Annotated in this window: 16 protein-coding genes; 11 read left to right on the plus strand and 5 right to left on the minus strand. The window is 65.6% G+C overall.

Translation table 11 applies throughout. The features are described from left to right. Window positions 1-7: 7 nt before the first annotated feature. The 8 genes from FFS68_RS00925 to FFS68_RS00960 all read left to right on the plus strand — a co-directional run bounded on the left by FFS68_RS00925 (window position 8) and on the right by FFS68_RS00960 (window position 7803). The gene (locus FFS68_RS00925) at window positions 8-1024 is read left to right on the plus strand and encodes an NADP-dependent oxidoreductase (RefSeq protein WP_137751425.1); all 1017 of its coding nucleotides are present in this window, start codon (window positions 8-10) and stop codon (window positions 1022-1024) included. Further along, window positions 1021-1806 (plus strand): ThuA domain-containing protein, encoded by a 786-nt coding sequence (locus FFS68_RS00930; protein WP_137751426.1) that lies wholly within the window; start codon window positions 1021-1023, stop codon window positions 1804-1806. The genes FFS68_RS00925 and FFS68_RS00930 overlap by 4 nt, the downstream gene beginning before the upstream one ends. A gap of 78 nt (window positions 1807-1884) precedes the next feature. Continuing rightward, complete coding sequence (locus FFS68_RS00935; RefSeq protein ID WP_249339957.1) at window positions 1885-3132, plus strand: cytochrome P450; 1248 nt, start codon at window positions 1885-1887, stop codon at window positions 3130-3132. After that, on the plus strand, window positions 3129-4190 hold the full coding sequence (locus FFS68_RS00940) for an acyl-CoA dehydrogenase (RefSeq protein WP_137751427.1): 1062 nt from the start codon (window positions 3129-3131) through the stop codon (window positions 4188-4190). The genes FFS68_RS00935 and FFS68_RS00940 overlap by 4 nt, the downstream gene beginning before the upstream one ends. Further along, on the plus strand, window positions 4187-4579 hold the full coding sequence (locus FFS68_RS00945; RefSeq protein WP_137751428.1) for an OB-fold domain-containing protein: 393 nt from the start codon (window positions 4187-4189) through the stop codon (window positions 4577-4579). The genes FFS68_RS00940 and FFS68_RS00945 overlap by 4 nt, the downstream gene beginning before the upstream one ends. After that, entirely contained in the window at window positions 4576-5724 is a 1149-nt protein-coding gene (locus tag FFS68_RS00950; protein WP_137751429.1) for a thiolase family protein, read from the plus strand. Before FFS68_RS00945 ends, FFS68_RS00950 begins: the two co-directional genes overlap by 4 nt. Before the next feature lie 7 nt (window positions 5725-5731). Next, window positions 5732-6940 carry an acyl-CoA dehydrogenase family protein gene (locus FFS68_RS00955; protein ID WP_137751430.1) on the plus strand — a complete coding sequence of 403 codons (1209 nt, stop codon included), beginning with the start codon at window positions 5732-5734 and terminating at the stop codon, window positions 6938-6940. A gap of 44 nt (window positions 6941-6984) precedes the next feature. Further along, window positions 6985-7803 carry a helix-turn-helix transcriptional regulator gene (locus FFS68_RS00960; RefSeq protein ID WP_137751431.1) on the plus strand — a complete coding sequence of 273 codons (819 nt, stop codon included), beginning with the start codon at window positions 6985-6987 and terminating at the stop codon, window positions 7801-7803. A 164-nt stretch (window positions 7804-7967) separates the two neighbouring features. Here the strand turns inward: FFS68_RS00960 and FFS68_RS00965 are convergent, their stop codons facing one another. Further along, the gene (locus FFS68_RS00965) at window positions 7968-8504 is read right to left on the minus strand and encodes a VOC family protein (RefSeq protein ID WP_137751432.1); all 537 of its coding nucleotides are present in this window, start codon (window positions 8502-8504) and stop codon (window positions 7968-7970) included. A gap of 101 nt (window positions 8505-8605) precedes the next feature. Here FFS68_RS00965 and FFS68_RS00970 point away from each other — a divergent pair, with 101 nt between their 5' ends. From FFS68_RS00970 to FFS68_RS00980, 3 genes are read left to right on the plus strand one after another with little or no spacing between them, the layout of a single operon-like run. After that, a complete protein-coding gene (locus tag FFS68_RS00970) occupies window positions 8606-9835 on the plus strand; it encodes an aromatic ring-hydroxylating dioxygenase subunit alpha (protein WP_137751433.1) in 1230 nt (409 codons plus the stop codon). A gap of 17 nt (window positions 9836-9852) precedes the next feature. After that, the gene (locus FFS68_RS00975) at window positions 9853-11280 is read left to right on the plus strand and encodes an aromatic ring-hydroxylating dioxygenase subunit alpha (protein WP_137751434.1); all 1428 of its coding nucleotides are present in this window, start codon (window positions 9853-9855) and stop codon (window positions 11278-11280) included. Next, window positions 11280-12074, plus strand: a complete 795-nt coding sequence (locus FFS68_RS00980) for a sugar phosphate isomerase/epimerase (RefSeq protein WP_137751435.1) — start codon at window positions 11280-11282, stop codon at window positions 12072-12074. Before FFS68_RS00975 ends, FFS68_RS00980 begins: the two co-directional genes overlap by 1 nt. 1 nt (window position 12075) lies before the next feature. Here FFS68_RS00980 and FFS68_RS00985 read toward each other — a convergent pair whose 3' ends face one another. From FFS68_RS00985 to FFS68_RS01000, 4 genes are read right to left on the minus strand one after another with little or no spacing between them, the layout of a single operon-like run. Beyond that, on the minus strand, window positions 12076-12969 hold the full coding sequence (locus FFS68_RS00985; RefSeq protein ID WP_171003694.1) for an NmrA family NAD(P)-binding protein: 894 nt from the start codon (window positions 12967-12969) through the stop codon (window positions 12076-12078). Window position 12970: 1 nt separating this feature from the next. Next, window positions 12971-14602, minus strand: a complete 1632-nt coding sequence (locus tag FFS68_RS00990) for an FAD-dependent oxidoreductase (RefSeq protein WP_137751437.1) — start codon at window positions 14600-14602, stop codon at window positions 12971-12973. A 3-nt stretch (window positions 14603-14605) separates the two neighbouring features. Further along, window positions 14606-15001, minus strand: a complete 396-nt coding sequence (locus FFS68_RS00995; protein ID WP_137751438.1) for a nuclear transport factor 2 family protein — start codon at window positions 14999-15001, stop codon at window positions 14606-14608. Continuing rightward, complete coding sequence (locus tag FFS68_RS01000; protein ID WP_137751439.1) at window positions 14998-15228, minus strand: biotin/lipoyl-containing protein; 231 nt, start codon at window positions 15226-15228, stop codon at window positions 14998-15000. The genes FFS68_RS00995 and FFS68_RS01000 overlap by 4 nt, the downstream gene beginning before the upstream one ends. Window position 15229: the final 1 nt, after the last annotated feature.

Here is a 15229-nt window from a genome sequence, read left to right on the forward strand (position 1 = left end):
AGTTTTCATGCCCGACAACCGCCGTTTTCTGTTGATCCGCCGCCCCGACGGGGAACCGGTGCGCGACGATTTCGATCTGGTCAGCGAACCCACGCCCGAGCTTGCCGACGGACAATTCCTGATCCGCAACCATTATGCCTCGCTCGACCCCGCGATCCGCGGCTGGATGGACGATGCGCCGAGCTACATGCCGCCGATTCCGCTCGGCACCCCGGTGCGCGCGTCGACCGTCGGGGTTGTCGAGGCGAGCAAGGCCGAAGGATTCGAACCCGGCCAATGGGTGATGGGCCTCAACGGCATCGAGGATTATTCGATCGGCACCGTCGGCGGCTTTACCCAGCCGATCGATGCGAGCCTCGTGCCGTCGGTCACCAACTATCTGTCGGTGCTCGGCGCGGTCGGGATGACCGCCTATTTCGGTTATATCGAGGTGTGCGAGCCCAAAGGCGGCGATGTCGTGCTGATCACCGGCGCGGCGGGTGCGGTCGGTTCGCTCGTCGGCCAGATTGCGAAGATCAAGGGCGCGAGCAAGGTCATCGGCATCGCCGGCGGCGCCGAGAAATGTGCGCGGCTGATCGAGCGTTACGGCTTCGACGCGGCGATCGACTATCGCGGCAAGGATATGGGCGCGCTGACCGCGGCGATCCGCGCCGAAGCGCCCGATGGGGTCGATATCATCTTTGAAAATGTCGGCGGCGACATCCTCGACGCCGGGTTGATGAACCTGCGCCACGGCGCGCGGATCGGGCTGTGCGGACTGATCAGCGAATATAATTCGGTCGAAAAGGTCGGCGCGCGCAACATCTGGCAGCTGATCGTCCACCGCGCCGCGATCCGCGGGCTGCTGGTGGCCGATTATATCCCGCGCTTCGCCGAGGGCGGCGCCGAGATGGCGGCGTGGCTGCAAGCGGGCAAACTGGTCGCCGACGAGCATGTCGATGCGGGGATCGAGAACAGCTTCGATGCCTTCATGCGGCTGTTTTCGGGCAGCAACCAGGGCAAGATGATCCTGAAGATCGCATGACGGGCGCGCGCCGCCTGCTCGTCCTGTCGGACGGTCATCCCTATGAGGCCGCGCCGTTCGCCGATCTGCTCGCCAGTTTCGATGGCTGGACGGTCACCCATCGGATCCACCCCGAGGCCGAGGAAGCGGTCGCCGCGGGGGCCGCGCGCGAAGCCGACGCGATCCTTTTCTATGACATGCCGGGCTATGAATTCGGCGGCGGCACGATGACATCGCGTGTCCCGTCCCCGGCCTATCGCCGCGCCATCACCGGCTATTTCGCGCGCGGCGGCGGCGCGGTCGCGATGCACCATGCCATCGCGGGTTGGGCCGAATGGCCCGAATGGGCCGACATGCTCGGCGGCCGCTTCCTCTACCAGCCGGGCACCGTTGGCGGCGCCCGGCATCTCGATTCGGGCTATCGCCACGATGTCGCTTACGACGCCATGGTCCTCGACCCCGGCCACCCGGTGACCGCCGGACTGCCGCCGCGTTTTGCGCTGTGCGACGAGCTGTATCTGGCGCCGCGGTGGGGCGACGTCACCCCGCTGCTGCGCGCCGATCATGTTTTCGTGCGCGAGAATTTCTATTCGGCGGCGCAGGCGGTCGCGGGGCGGATGTTCAGCAATGCCGACTGGCCGCATCCGCCCGGCAGCGACCTGATCGGATGGGAAAAGCCCGTCGGCGCGGGCCGTCTCGTCTATCTCCAGCCCGGCGACGGCCCCGCCGCTTACGCCAATCCCCACCTCCGCCGCCTGCTCCGCAACGCGCTCGACCATGTCGCGGCGGCCCTCGTCGCCTAACGAAATTGTGCATCGCCTGCCACAACGGCGCGCATATAGTCAGGGGCATAAAGATAAGACCAAGGGAAGAGGCGCCGCGTGAACGACATCGCAGCAAGCAGTTTTTTCGAACCGCAGGTGATTGCGGACCCGTTCGACTATTATCGCACCTGGCTGCCCAAAAGCCCGGTGGTCCAGCTGTCGGACAGCATGTTCCTCGTCCTGTCCTACGAACATTGCGCGCAGGCGACCGGCGACGTCGAAACCTTCTCGAACAATTTTCAGGGCACGCTGTCGGGGGCGATGGCCGAAGATGGTGACGTCGCGGCGATCCTCGCCCAGGGCTGGCCGCAGGTCGATACGCTGCTCACCGCCGATCCGCCGACCCACACCCGCTTCCGCAAGCTCGTCAACCTCGCCTTCTCGATGAAGCGCGTCGCCGCGATCGAGGAGGATATGCGCGGTGTGGTCGTCGATCTGGTCGAACAGATGGCCGCCCGGCCAAGCTGCGATTTCGTCACCGATTTCGCGATCCCCTTGCCCGTCGCGATGATCGCCAGCCAGATCGGCATGACCGGCGACGATCTGGGCAAGGTGAAGCGCTGGTCCGACGCCTTCGTCGACCGGCTGGGCCGGATGATCGCCAAGGAGCGCGAGCTCGAATGTGCGCGCGAGGTCGTCGAGTTCCAGCATTTCGTCAAAGCCCGGATCGACGAACGCCGCGCCAACCCGACCGAAGACCTGCTCTCCGACCTTGTCCATGCCGCGGTCGACGGCGAACGCCCGCTCGAGGATGCCGAGATCCTGTCGATCATGCAGCAGCTGATGGTGGCGGGGAACGAGACGACGACCTCGGCGCTGGCCGGAGGCCTGCTCCAGCTGATCGACAACCCCGCCCAGATGGCGAAGGCGGTCGCCGCCGCCGACGCGGGCAATGAGCGCGCGATCATCAATCTGGTCGAAGAAGTGCTGCGCACCGAAAGCCCGACCGCGGGCATGTGGCGAATGGTGCGGCAGGACGCCGAACTCGGCGGGATCAAAATCCCGCAGGGCGCGATGGTCCAGCTGCGCTATGCCGCGGCGAACCGCGACCCCGCCAAATATCCCGACCCCGACCGTTTCGATATCGAACGGACCAATGCGCGCAGCCACCTCGCGTTCGGCAAGGGCATCCATATGTGCGTCGGCAATATGCTGAGCCGCAAGGAAATGGCGGTCGCCTACACCGAATTGCTGACCCGGCTGACCGATTTTGCCGTCGCCGACGGCCATGCGCCGAGCTGGCCGCCGAACATGTTGCTGCGCGGGCTGACCACCCTGCCGATCACCTACCGGCGGCGCCCATGAATTTCGACCTCGACGAAGGCCAGCACCTCGCGCGCGAATCGATCGGACGCTTTCTGGGGCCGATCGACATCGCCGCGCGCCACGCGATGCGCAAATCCGCAGGCGGCTATTCACGCGCGCGCTGGCAGGAGGGCGCCGACCTTGGCCTGCTCGCGCTCGCCGCGCCCGAGGCAATGGGTGGCATGGGCGGGACGATGGTCGACCTTGCACTCGTCGCCGAGGCGCTCGGCAAAGGCGTGGCGATTGATCCCTGGCTCGAAAACGGCGTGCTGCCGATCCGGCTGGCCGCGGCGGCGGGCGAGGACGCGCTGGTCGAAGATTTGCTGACCGGGGCGCGCTTCGCCGCGGTCGCCTTTGCCGAACCCGGCCGCCGCTACGAAACCGCAGCGGTCGCGACACGCGTCGAGGGCGGCCGGATCATCGGCAGCAAAACCTTTGTCCTTGGCGCATCGCTTGCTGATACGCTCCTGGTCACCCTCGCCGGAAACCAGCTCGCGACGGTCGCGCACAACGCCGCCGGCGTGGTGTTGCAGGACTATCCGGTGATCGACGGATCGAACGCCGCGACGCTCGACCTGCATCGCACGCCCGCCGAGTTGCTCGACCTGCCCGCGGCGAAGTTCGATCGCGTGATCGGCGATGGGCGCCTGCTCGCCGCCGCCGAAATGCTGGGGCTGGCGCAGCGGATGTTCGACGACACGCTCGCCTACACCCGCGAGCGCGAGCAGTTCGGCGCCGCGATCGGAACCTTTCAGGCGCTCCAGCACCGGCTGGTCGAATGTTATGCGGCGCTCGAACTGGCGCGCTCGATGGTCCTGCGCACCGCGATGCAGGACCCGACGACCGACGATACCGATTGGCCGCGGATCACCGCGGGCGCCAAGGCCTATGTCGGCGAAGCGGCGACGCGGATCGGGCTGGAGGCGGTGCAGATGCACGGCGGCATGGGGCAAACCGACGAACTGGTGATCGGCCATGCGCTGAAGCGCGTGATGCTGCTCGACAAGATTTTCGGCGACCAGACGCATTGCCTGCGCAGCTATGCGAGGGCGGCATGAGCGCGCTCACCCCGATCGCGCCCGGGCTGTGGACCGACGAGGCCGAACCCCGGCTGATCGGCGCGCGCCGCGCGGACGGCGAGATTGTCTTTCCGATGCCCGACGGCGACGCCGCCGCACTGGTCGAACCGGTCGCCCTCGCGCGCCGCGGCACGCTATGGTCGTGGACCACGCAAGGTTTTGAGCCCAAGGAACCCTATAGCGGCCCGCAGCCCTTCCAACCCTTCCTCATCGGCTATGTCGAACTGCCCGGCGAAGTCATCGTCGAAACGCGCATCGTCGATGCCGCGCCCGCCGACCTGACCATCGGGATGCCGATGATCTTTGCCGTCGTCGCCTTCGACGCTGAGCGATCGACCTATGCCTTTCGGCCGGAGCGCCAGCCATGACCGACGACGTCTATATCATCGGCGCCGGGATCCACCCCTTTGGCCGCACCGACGGGCGGTCGGGGCGCGATCAGGGCGTCGTCGCGGTGCGTCAGGCGCTGACCGATGCCGGGATCGCCTGGCCCGACGTCGAATTTGCCTATGGCGGATCGGCGGCGGCAGGGTCGGCCGACATCATGGTCAACGAATTGGGGCTGACGAGCGTCCCCTTCATCAATGTCGCCAACGGCTGCGCGACCGGGGGCAGCGCGCTGACCGCCGCGCGCAATGCGATTGCGGCGGGGGCGTGCGACATCGCGCTCGCGGTCGGCTTTGACAAGCATCCACGCGGCGCGTTCAACGCCAAGCCATCGGACTATGGCCTGCCCGAATGGTATGGTGAGACGGGGATGATGCTGACGACGCAATTCTTCGCGCTCAAGATCCAGCGTTACATGGCGCTGCACGGGATCAGCCGCCGCACGCTGGGGCTGGTCGCCGAAAAGGCGTTTCGCAACGGCACGCTCTGCGATCATGCCTGGCGGCGCTCGCCGGTCGACCTCGACACGATATTGAACGCGCCGATGGTCAACGATCCGCTGACCAAATATATGTTCTGTTCGCCCGCCGAGGGCGCGGTCGCGCTGGTGCTGGCATCGGCCAAAAAGGTGCGCGAACTGGGGTCCGACGCGGTGCGCATCGCCAGCGTCGCCTTCCGCACCCGCCCCGAGGGATCGTTCGAGGTGTTCGCGCCGTCGATCAGCGTGGGCGGCGGCGGCAAGCCGACCGAGGTCGCGAGCCGCGCCGCGTTCGAAATGGCGGGTATCGGTCCTGAAGACGTGTCGGTCGCGCAATTGCAGGACACCGAAAGCGGCGCCGAAATCATGCACATGGCCGAAAACGGCTTTTGCGCCGACGGCGAGCAGGAGCAATGGCTTGCCGAGGGCTGGAGCGAGATCGGTGGGAAAATGCCGATCAACACCGACGGCGGCTGCCTGGCGTGCGGCGAGCCGATCGGCGCCTCGGGCCTGCGGCAGGTCTATGAAAACACGGTGCAACTGCGCGGTCGCGGCGGCGAGCGGCAGGTGCCGAACGGCCCCAAGGTCGGTTATTCGCATGTCTATGGCGCCCCCGGCCTGTCGGCAGTGGCGATCCTCGAGCGTTAGTAGAACTATGGATTTAGACCTTACCAAGGACGAACTGGAATTTCGCGAGGAGGTGCGGGAGTTCCTCCGCACGTCGTTACCCGATTATGTCCGCGACGGCGCGCGGCGCACTCCCGGCGTGTTCGTCGAACCCGACATCGGCCTCGTCTGGCACCGCATCCTCAACGACAAGGGCTGGGTCGCCTATCACTGGCCTGAGGATTGCGGCGGCACCGGCTGGACGCCGATGCAGCGCTATATCTTTGAAAAGGAATGCGCGATCGCCGGGGCGCCCGCCTTGTCGGTGCTCGGGCTGCGCCTCGTTGGTCCGGTGATCTGCGCCTTTGGTACCCAGGAACAAAAGGACCGCTTCCTGCCCGCGATCCGCGCCGGGACCGATTATTGGTGTCAGGGCTATAGCGAACCTCAAAGCGGCTCCGACCTCGCGTCGCTGCGCACCAGGGCGCGGCGTGACGGCGACGACTATATCGTCGACGGCTCGAAAATCTGGACGACCCACGCCCACCACGCCAACTGGATTTTCTGCCTCGTCCGCACCGACGGCGAGGTCCGCAAACAGGCGGGGATCAGCTTCCTGTTGATCCCGATGGACCAGCCGGGGGTCACCGTCACCCCGATCATCACCATGGCGGGTGACCATGAGGTCAATCAGGTGTTCCTCGACGGCGCCCGCACCGCGGTCGATAATCGCATCGGCGACGAAGGCCAGGGCTGGACGATCGCCAAATTCCTGCTCGAAAACGAGCGCGGCGGATCGTTTCACGCACCGCGGCTGATCCGCGCCATCGACGAACTCGAAATGACGGCCGGCATCGCGCCCAGCGGCCACAATGGCGCGCTGGGGGCCGATGTCCAGACCGCGACCGACATTGCCCGGCTGCGGCTCGAGGCTGAAGCGCTCGAAACCACCGAGCTGCGCATCCTCGCCGACATCGCCAGGGGTCGCCCCGCCGGGCCGCAAACCTCGCTGGTCAAGCTGATCGCGTCCGAATTGCATCAGCGGATCGATCGCATCGCGATGGACCTTCACGGCTATGACGGCCTGCAACTGCCGACCGTGCGGCCGCTCTACGGCAATGCGGCGCCGCCGCCGATCGGCGATCCCGATGCCCAGATTGCCGCCGCCCGCTTCCTCAACAGCCGCGCCTGGACGGTGTTCGGCGGGTCGAGCGAAGTCCAGAAAAACATCATAGCCAAGACGGTGCTGAGATTATGACACACGCATTGCGCCTGCCGGGCCCGTATGAGATAGTTCCCGATATGGGAGAAAAGGCAGTCAAACTGCCCGACGACGGGTTCCGGCCGCCGCTGGATGCCAGGAACCTTGTCGATGCGGTCACGGTGCGCCACGTGGAGGACATCCACGACGCCGCCGTCGTGCTGCGCGACTATGCCGCCGCCTTTGATCTGCGCGCCGCGCTGTGCGACGATATTGCTTCCAAAGAAACGATGGTGGACGCCGACGGCGCGGTGCTCGCCGCCGACCTGTTCGGCTGGCTTGGCGACGGCGAGCGCTGGTGGGAAGACCATCGGCTGGCGCTCCATTCGCCGCTGCCGCGGTCGTGCCGCTATGAAGGCGAACCCTTCTGGTGCAACAGCGAGGGATTCCGCACCGCGCAGCCCAACCCCTATCTCGACGACATCGACCCGGCACGCTATTTCGCCGCCAATCAACGCTATCAGGCGGCGATTGTCGTTCCGGTGCACCTGCCTTTTGGCCAGATTTCCGCCAACAGTTTTCATCCGAACGACCCCGACGTCGTCGACCTGACCGATCTGTTCGCCGAAATCGGCGACACGCTGGGCCTCGCCACCCGCCGCTTCATCGCCGGCTATGCGTCGGCGATGCGAACCAAGCGCCGGATTCCTTCGGACTGCGAATTGTCAAAGCGCGAGGTCGAATGTCTGCGCTGGGCGGCGATCGGCAAGACCGACCGCGAGATCGGCATGATCATCTCGCTCAGCCACGCGACAGTGCGCTATCATGTCCACCGCGCGGGCGAAAAGCTGAACTCGGTCAACCGCGCGCAGACGATCTTCAAGGCCGGGCAATTGGGCTATCTGGGCGCGAATAGTTAAGGTCAGCAGAAATTCCTCCCTGTCGCGCAGCGATGGGGAGGTGGCAGCGCGCAGCGCTGACGGAGGGGCTTTGGCACCAACGTCGCCGCCCCTCCACCATTCGCTTCGCGAACGGTCCCCCTCCCCATGGCTTCGCCACAGGGAGGAACGAATTACGTCGCCTCCTATCCCAGCGACCGCAGCGGCGCGCTGCCATCCCAGCCCTTTGCCGCCGCGCGCATCATCGCGAACAGCTCGCGCGTCCCCGCCTGCGGTTCCAGCAGCTCGACCAGCGTGCCCGGCCCCGTCCCCGGATCGGCATAAATGACCCCACCCGACTCGCCGACCGGCGCCTCAAAGATAATCTCGGCGCCGACCTCGCCGCAGCGCGCCCGCGCTTCGGCGATCGAATCGACCAGCACGCACACATGGTGCAGCACGTCGGTGACGCCATAGTCGCCGCGATAGATCGACGCCGCGTCATTTTCCGGGCGAATCAACTCGATCTGCATCTCGCCCCAATAGCCGAGCGCCATCGTGAACAGCGGATCGCTCGGGCCGCCGCGATAGCGCCCGCCGGGCAGCGAGACGTTCGGCAGCAGGAAAAACGGCCCCGCGCCGATCACTTCGGTCCAATGCTTCACCGCCGCATCGAAATCCGCCGGCACAAAGGCCAGCTGCATGACATCGCCCAGCGACGCGAGTGTATCGGGTCCGGCCATCGGATCTCTCCCCCTCAAAAGCGATAGCGCACAAGCGCCGGGCTTTGTGCGATAAGATAGCCGAGACCCGGAAGCATACTGGGCAAAATGTGAGGAGAGCCATGGCTGAGTCCGATCCGCAGATCGCCCACAAGGATTGGCCCGCCGTCCGCAAGCGCAATGCGCGCACCGGATTGCGCAAGCTGGTGGCGATCATTGCCGAAAACCGCACCGACATGGCCGAAGCGCCGTTGCCGCTGCACAAATCCGTCTACACCGGCGAAGCGCGCAACGCGGCCGAGATGGCGCATATTTTTCGGGGTGAACCAATCGTCGCAGGGCTGAGCGGTGACATTCCCAAGCCCGGCGACACGTTGGTCTTCGATTCGGTCGGTCCCTCGATCCTGGTCGCGCGCGGCAAGGACGGCGTCGCGCGCGCCTTCCTCAACATGTGCACCCACCGCGGCGCCAAGCTGGTCGAAGAAAACGAACCCTGGAGCGGCCCGCGGCCGCGGCTCGTCTGCCCGTTCCACGCCTGGACCTTCGATCCCGCCGGTGACCTCGTCGGCCAGCCGGGCAAGGAAGGCTTCGCCAATTGCGAGATTGGGGCGCGCAATCTGATCGCGCTGCCCTGCACCGAACATCTTGGTCTGATCTTTGTCCGCGCCGATCCGGGCGGCGAACCGATCGATGCCGCGGCGCATCTCGGCGATTTCGGGCCGGTGCTGGCGCAGCTCGAACTGCACCGCGCCGAACCGGTCAAAAAGGGCATCCTGACGGCGGATTCGAACTGGAAATTTGCGCTCGATACCTATGGCGAGGGCTATCATTTCAAGATGCTCCACAACACCACGATCGGCCAGACGCATTACAGCGACCGCAATGTCTATGAACCGATCGGGCGCCATCACCGCGTCAGCTTTCCCGACCTGTCGATCGGCGATCTGGTCGGCAAGGACGAGAGCGAGTGGCCCGAGACCGAATATGGCGGGGTGCATTTTCTGTTCCCCAACACGGTGATCTTCTTTGGCGCGGTCACCCCCGGGGTCTATTTCACCCAGGTTTTCCGCCTGTTTCCCGACGGGCCGGGCAAGATGTTCTGCCAGTTCGGGGTCTATGCCCCGTTCGGCGTCGAGGGCGACGAGCATCGCGCCATGTGCGAGATGGCCTATGACGCCACCGCGACCGTGGTGCAGACCGAGGATTATCGCGTGGCATCGAACGGCTATGCGAATCTCCTGACCGCCCCCGACGACTTCCGCGTCGTGCTCGGTGCGAACGAACCCGCCCTCCACGGCGTCCACCGCGCGATCGCCGCCGTGTGCGGCATGCCGCTCGACCAGCTTGCCTGACCATCCGGAGTGCATCGATGAACGACCTGAGTTCTCCCCAAGCTGCTGATCGCGACGATCGTTGCCCCGGGACCAGCTATACCGACATGCTGAAGGCCGATACGCGCCGCGTCCCCGATTATCTGTTCGCCGAATCGAACCAGGATATGGGAGACGCGCCGATCCCGATCGCGCGCTATGTCAGCGAGGATTGGGCCAAGCTCGAGCGCGAGAAGATGTGGCCGAACATCTGGCAATATGCAGCGCGCGAAGAGGATATGCCCGAGCCGGGCGACACCGTCGTTTATGACATCAACGAAAAAAGCCTCCTGCTCGTCCGCCAGAAGGATCTGTCGGTCAAGGCCTTCTATAACGTCTGCCTACACCGCGGGCGCAAGCTGCGTACCGAAAGCGGGCGCGCGGTCAATCTGCGCTGCCCCTTCCACGGTTTCCAATGGAACCACGACGGAAGCTTCAAGGAAGCGCCGTGCGCGTGGGACTTCAAACATCTCGAGGCCAAGGACATGAGCCTGCCCGAATTGCGCGTCGAGCGCTGGCAGGGGTTCATCCTCGTCACTGAAAATCACGACCTCCCCAGTTTTCGCGACTGGGTCGGCCCCGGCGTCGAACATTATGACAATTGGCGGCTCGACGAATGCTATACCGGCGCATGGGTCGGCCGCGTCATCCCCGCCAATTGGAAGGCCGTATCCGAAGCGTTCATGGAGGCGTGGCACAGCATTGTCACCCACCCGCAGATCCTGGGCTTCACCGCCGACGCGAACACCCGCTACGACCTCTACGGCGATTTCCTCAATCGCGCGATCACCCCGGCGGGCGCGATGTCGCCGCATATCAAGGGCAAGGATCAATTCTATGTCCTGAAATCGCTGGAGGATTTCATCGGCGCCGGAGACAGCCGGGCGCGCCGCGCGACGGGCGATCCCGCCGACCTGAAGGGTTTTGACGCCGACGATCCGATGCTGGCGCGCAAGGTGCTGGCGCAGGCGAACCGCGACGCCTTTGCGGCGATGAACGGACATGATTATTCGGACGCGACCGACAGCGAGATGCTCGACAATTTCACTTACAACGTCTTTCCCAACTGGTCGCCATGGGGCGGGCTGGTGCCGAACATCGTCTATCGCTGGCGGCCATGGGGTGACGCCGACCATTGCCTGATGGAAGTCCGCATATTGATGCGCACGCCGAAGGGAGAAAAGCCGCCCAAATCGGCGCCGATGCACCTGATCCCCGATGACCAGCCCTTCGCCAGCGCCAGCCATCTGATCGGCGCCGCGCTCGCCGGGGTGTTCGATCAGGACATGGAAAACCTGCCCTATGTGCAGGAGGGCATGAAGTCGTCGCCGAACGGCGTGCTCGAACTCGGCCATTATCAGGAAAGCCGCATCCGCCATTTCCACCGCACGCTGGAAAAATATATGGACGGGACGCTGCCCGCCTGATGGTGGCTCCCTCCCCCCTGCTCTCGCTCGCGGCGGGGGTGATGCCCGAATTTTCGCCGGGACAGACCGTGGCGGCGGCGGCGAAAAGCGGCTGGTCTGCAGTGGGGATCTGGTACGACCCCGCGACATGGACTCCGGCCACGACGATCGAGATCCGCGACCGGGTTGCCGACGCCGGGCTGGTGGTGCTCGACATCGAGGTCATTTGGCTGAAACCCGGTCCCGACGATCCGGCGCATTTCGCCGCGATCGATGCGGGGGCAGCGATCGGCGCGCGCAATGTGCTGGTGGTGAGTTCCGAACCCAATCCCGCGCAGACGGCAGCAAAGCTGGCGCGGCTGAGCGACCATGCAGCGGCGGCGGGAATACGCGTCTGCCTGGAGCTTGCGGCGTTTACGACGGTCGGCAATGTTCAAGCAGCGCTGGTCATTCTCGATACGGCAGGATGCGAAGACGTCGGTCTGTTAATCGATCCGCTCCACCTCGCGCGAACCGGCGGCGCGCCCGCCGATCTCGCGGCGATCAACCCGCGCCGCTTTCCCTATGCGCAATTCTGCGACGCCCCGGCGCGCGGCCCGCCGCCGAGCGACGTCCCCGCGATCATCCACGAAGCGCTCGACCTGCGGCTGATGCCCGGCGACGGCGCGCTGCCGCTCGCCGAATTGTTGGCGGTGTTGCCACATGATACGCCGCTGAGCGTTGAACTACGCAGCGCCGCGCTGCGCGAGAGCTATCCCGATCCCACCCAGCGCGCGCGAGCGCTGCTGGATGCGACGCAGCGCTGGCTACGCTAGCCTAAACCCAATCCTGCCGCTTGGCCCATTCGACGAGCGGCGTAGCGGTCAGCCCCAGCCGCGCCGCGGGCGCCGGATCGACGATCAGCGGCGACACCAGCTGGTCGTTGTACCAGGAATAGAATTTGGCCATGCCGTCATAGATGCTGTGCGGCTGGATTTCGCGCGAACCGGTGACCAGCTCGCTCATGCGCGCCGCGAATTCGCCCGGCGCCAGGCTGAGAAAGCGGATCGGGCGGCCGAGTGCTTCCGACAGGCGCTCGGCGACCTGATCGCCGACCAATGTTTCGGGCCCGCCGAGCGGCAGGTGCAGCGGCGCGTCCGGCTGTTCGAGCGCCGCGACCATCGCCGCGGCGACATCGTCGAGGCACACCCAGTTGATCTTGAGCGTCGGTGTCGCGGGATAGGCGAAAATGCCGCGCTGCGCGATCGACGGCTTGCTCCATACGCGGATCATATTGTCCATGAACACGACCGGCTCGACGAAGCAGCAGCGCGCGCCGCTCGCCTGCAAAGCGGCCTCGATGTCGCGCCGCCCGTCGTGCGCCGACAGGCCGAGGTCATGGTCGGCGACGAAGCAGGCGGTGTTGAAGACGATCGTGCCGACCCCCGCCGCCTTGGCCGCGGTTCCAATCGCCTGCCCATAAGCGGCAGCGCGAGCGCGATCGAATTCGAACGGCAGGTGGAACGCGAGCGCGTCCTGTCCGTCCAACGCCGCCGTCAATGATGCGCTGTCGCCGACGTCGGCAAAAACGGTCGGCAGGTCGGGAAACGGCGTCGTGACCATCGCATCGACGCGCCGCGCGCCCGCGGTGACCTGATGCCCCGCCGCGAGCAGCGCGCGCACCAGCGGCACGCCCTGATCGGCCGATGCGCCGAGGACGAATACCCGCATCTCAGCGCGCGCCCTGCCCGGCGGCGTGGCGCCCGGCGAGATAGCCGAAGACCATCCCCGGCGCGATCGTCCCGCCGGGACCGCCATAGGTCATGCCCATCGCCGAGGCCATGACATTGCCCGCGGCGTAAAGGCCGGGGATCACCGCGCCGTCGACGCTGAGCACCTGCGCGTTGGTATCGGTCTGCGGTCCGCCCTTGGTACCGAGCGCGCCGCTCTTGATCTCGACCGCAAAGAACGGCCCCTTGCCGATCGGCCCCAGCGTCGCGGCGGTCGAACCGCGCCCGTCGGGATCGCCCCACCAGCGGTCATGCGCCGCATCGCCGCGCCCGAAATCGAGATCGCGCCCGGTCGCGCAATGACCGTTGAAGCGTTCGACCGTCGCTTCAAGCGCATCGGGGTCAATATCGAGCCGCGCCCCAAGCTCGGGCAGACTTTCGGCGCGCATCGCCCATTGCGGCGGCGCTACCCCCCGCTCGCCGCTGATCATGCCGAAACCGAAACGGTCGATATATTGCTGGTCGAAAATCAGCCAGCACGGTAGATTGGCATAGTCGAACGCGCTGACATCCTGATCGTGGAACGCCGCGCCGATCGCGTTGTAATTCGCCGCCTCGTTGGTGAAGCGCTTGCCCGCGCGGTTGACCATGATCGAATGCGGCAGGCTGCGCTGCCCCGCGACGAGGGTCTTGCCGGTCGCGCTTTCGCTTTCCGGCACCTCGGCGACGGGCATCCACCAGGCTTCGCGCATATTGCCGAGCATCGCGCCGACGCGCATCGCCATCTTGAGCCCGTCGCCGGTATTCGTCTTCGGGCTGAGCGGGTGCGTCATCGGGCCGCGAAGGAAGGCGCGCAGGAGATCCTTGTCCCACTCGAACCCGCCGGTCGCTAGGATCACCGCATCGGCGGCGATTTCGATCTCGCCGTCGGCGGTCTCGAAGACCGCCCCCACCACCCGGCCTTGATCCATCAACAGCCTTACCGCGCGATGGCCAGTTTTCGGTTCGATTCCGCGATCGAGGCAGGCGCGCAAGAGCCGACCGACCAGCGCCTGCCCGCTGCCGCGCAGATCGCCGTCGATCCGGCGCTGCAACTCCTCGGGCGTCAGCGGCTGCGGCTTCGCCTGCCCCAGCGGGGTGTCGTAGATCGAGAAATAGGGCATCGGATAATAGGGCGACAGCGTGACCTTGCCGGCCCACTCGCCCAGTTCGTGAAATGAGTAGAGCGGGCAGTCGAGCGAGCGCCCGCCGTTCGGCATCCCGCCCGGAAATTCGGCATGATAGTCGGGAAATTCAGGGATCGGGCGAAACTGCACTGGCGTGTTCGCTTCCAGAAACGCCACCATCGCCGGCCCATGGTCGAGAAAGGCTTCGACCAGATGCTGCTGCATCAGCCCATGCGACATCGACATCAGGTAGGTCAGCGCCTTGGCGCGGCTGTCCTCGACGCCCAGCGTCGCTTCATGGTGATTGTTCGGAATCCAGATCATTCCGCCGGACCAGGCGGTGGTGCCGCCGACCTGATCGTGCTTTTCGAACAGCGACACACGCGCCCCGGCCTCATGCGCAGAAATCGCGGCGGTGAGACCCGCCCCGCCGGTGCCGAGGACGATGACATGCGGCGCTTCGCTCATGTGTTACGCTTTCAGTTGCTCGACCATATGCGCGGTGTCGAAATAATGGATGCGCATCGACGCCATCTTGCCGGCGTCGTCGAACGCCGTGACTTCGGCGATATGCGTCTCGAACCTTTTCCCGCTCGATTTCGCGGTCACCGTGAAATGGAGCAAGGCGACAGCATATTTCTCGCCGCCGACCAGTTCCTGCCACTGAACGACGGGGTCTTCCCAAAAAGTCATCACATGCGCGTAGAGCCGCTGCAGCGCATCGCGCCCGCGCCATTCGCCGCCATAAGGCAGCGAGGTCGGCTCGTAGATGACAAGGTCATCGGCCATGAAATCGGCGACCGCGTCCCAGTCGCCCTTCGCGACCGCGGCATACATCGCCTTGCTGGCTTCGAGAGGAGTCGTCATTCGATCGTCCCGACCAGCGTGCCGACCGGATAAACTTCGCCCTCGACCCCGATCGGGCGGATGATCCCCGCGACCTGCGCCTCAACCTCGACCGTCGTCTTGTCGGTTTCGACGGTATAAAGAATGTCGCCGACCTCGACGCGCTCGCCGTCGCCGAACATCCATTCGTTCAGGGTCATTTCGGTCGCCGACATGCCAATTTTCGGGATGCGCAATTCTTCTGCCATG

Origin of the sequence: Sphingopyxis sp. L1A2A (assembly GCF_005502465.1) — a bacterium.
Taxonomy (GTDB): domain Bacteria; phylum Pseudomonadota; class Alphaproteobacteria; order Sphingomonadales; family Sphingomonadaceae; genus Sphingopyxis.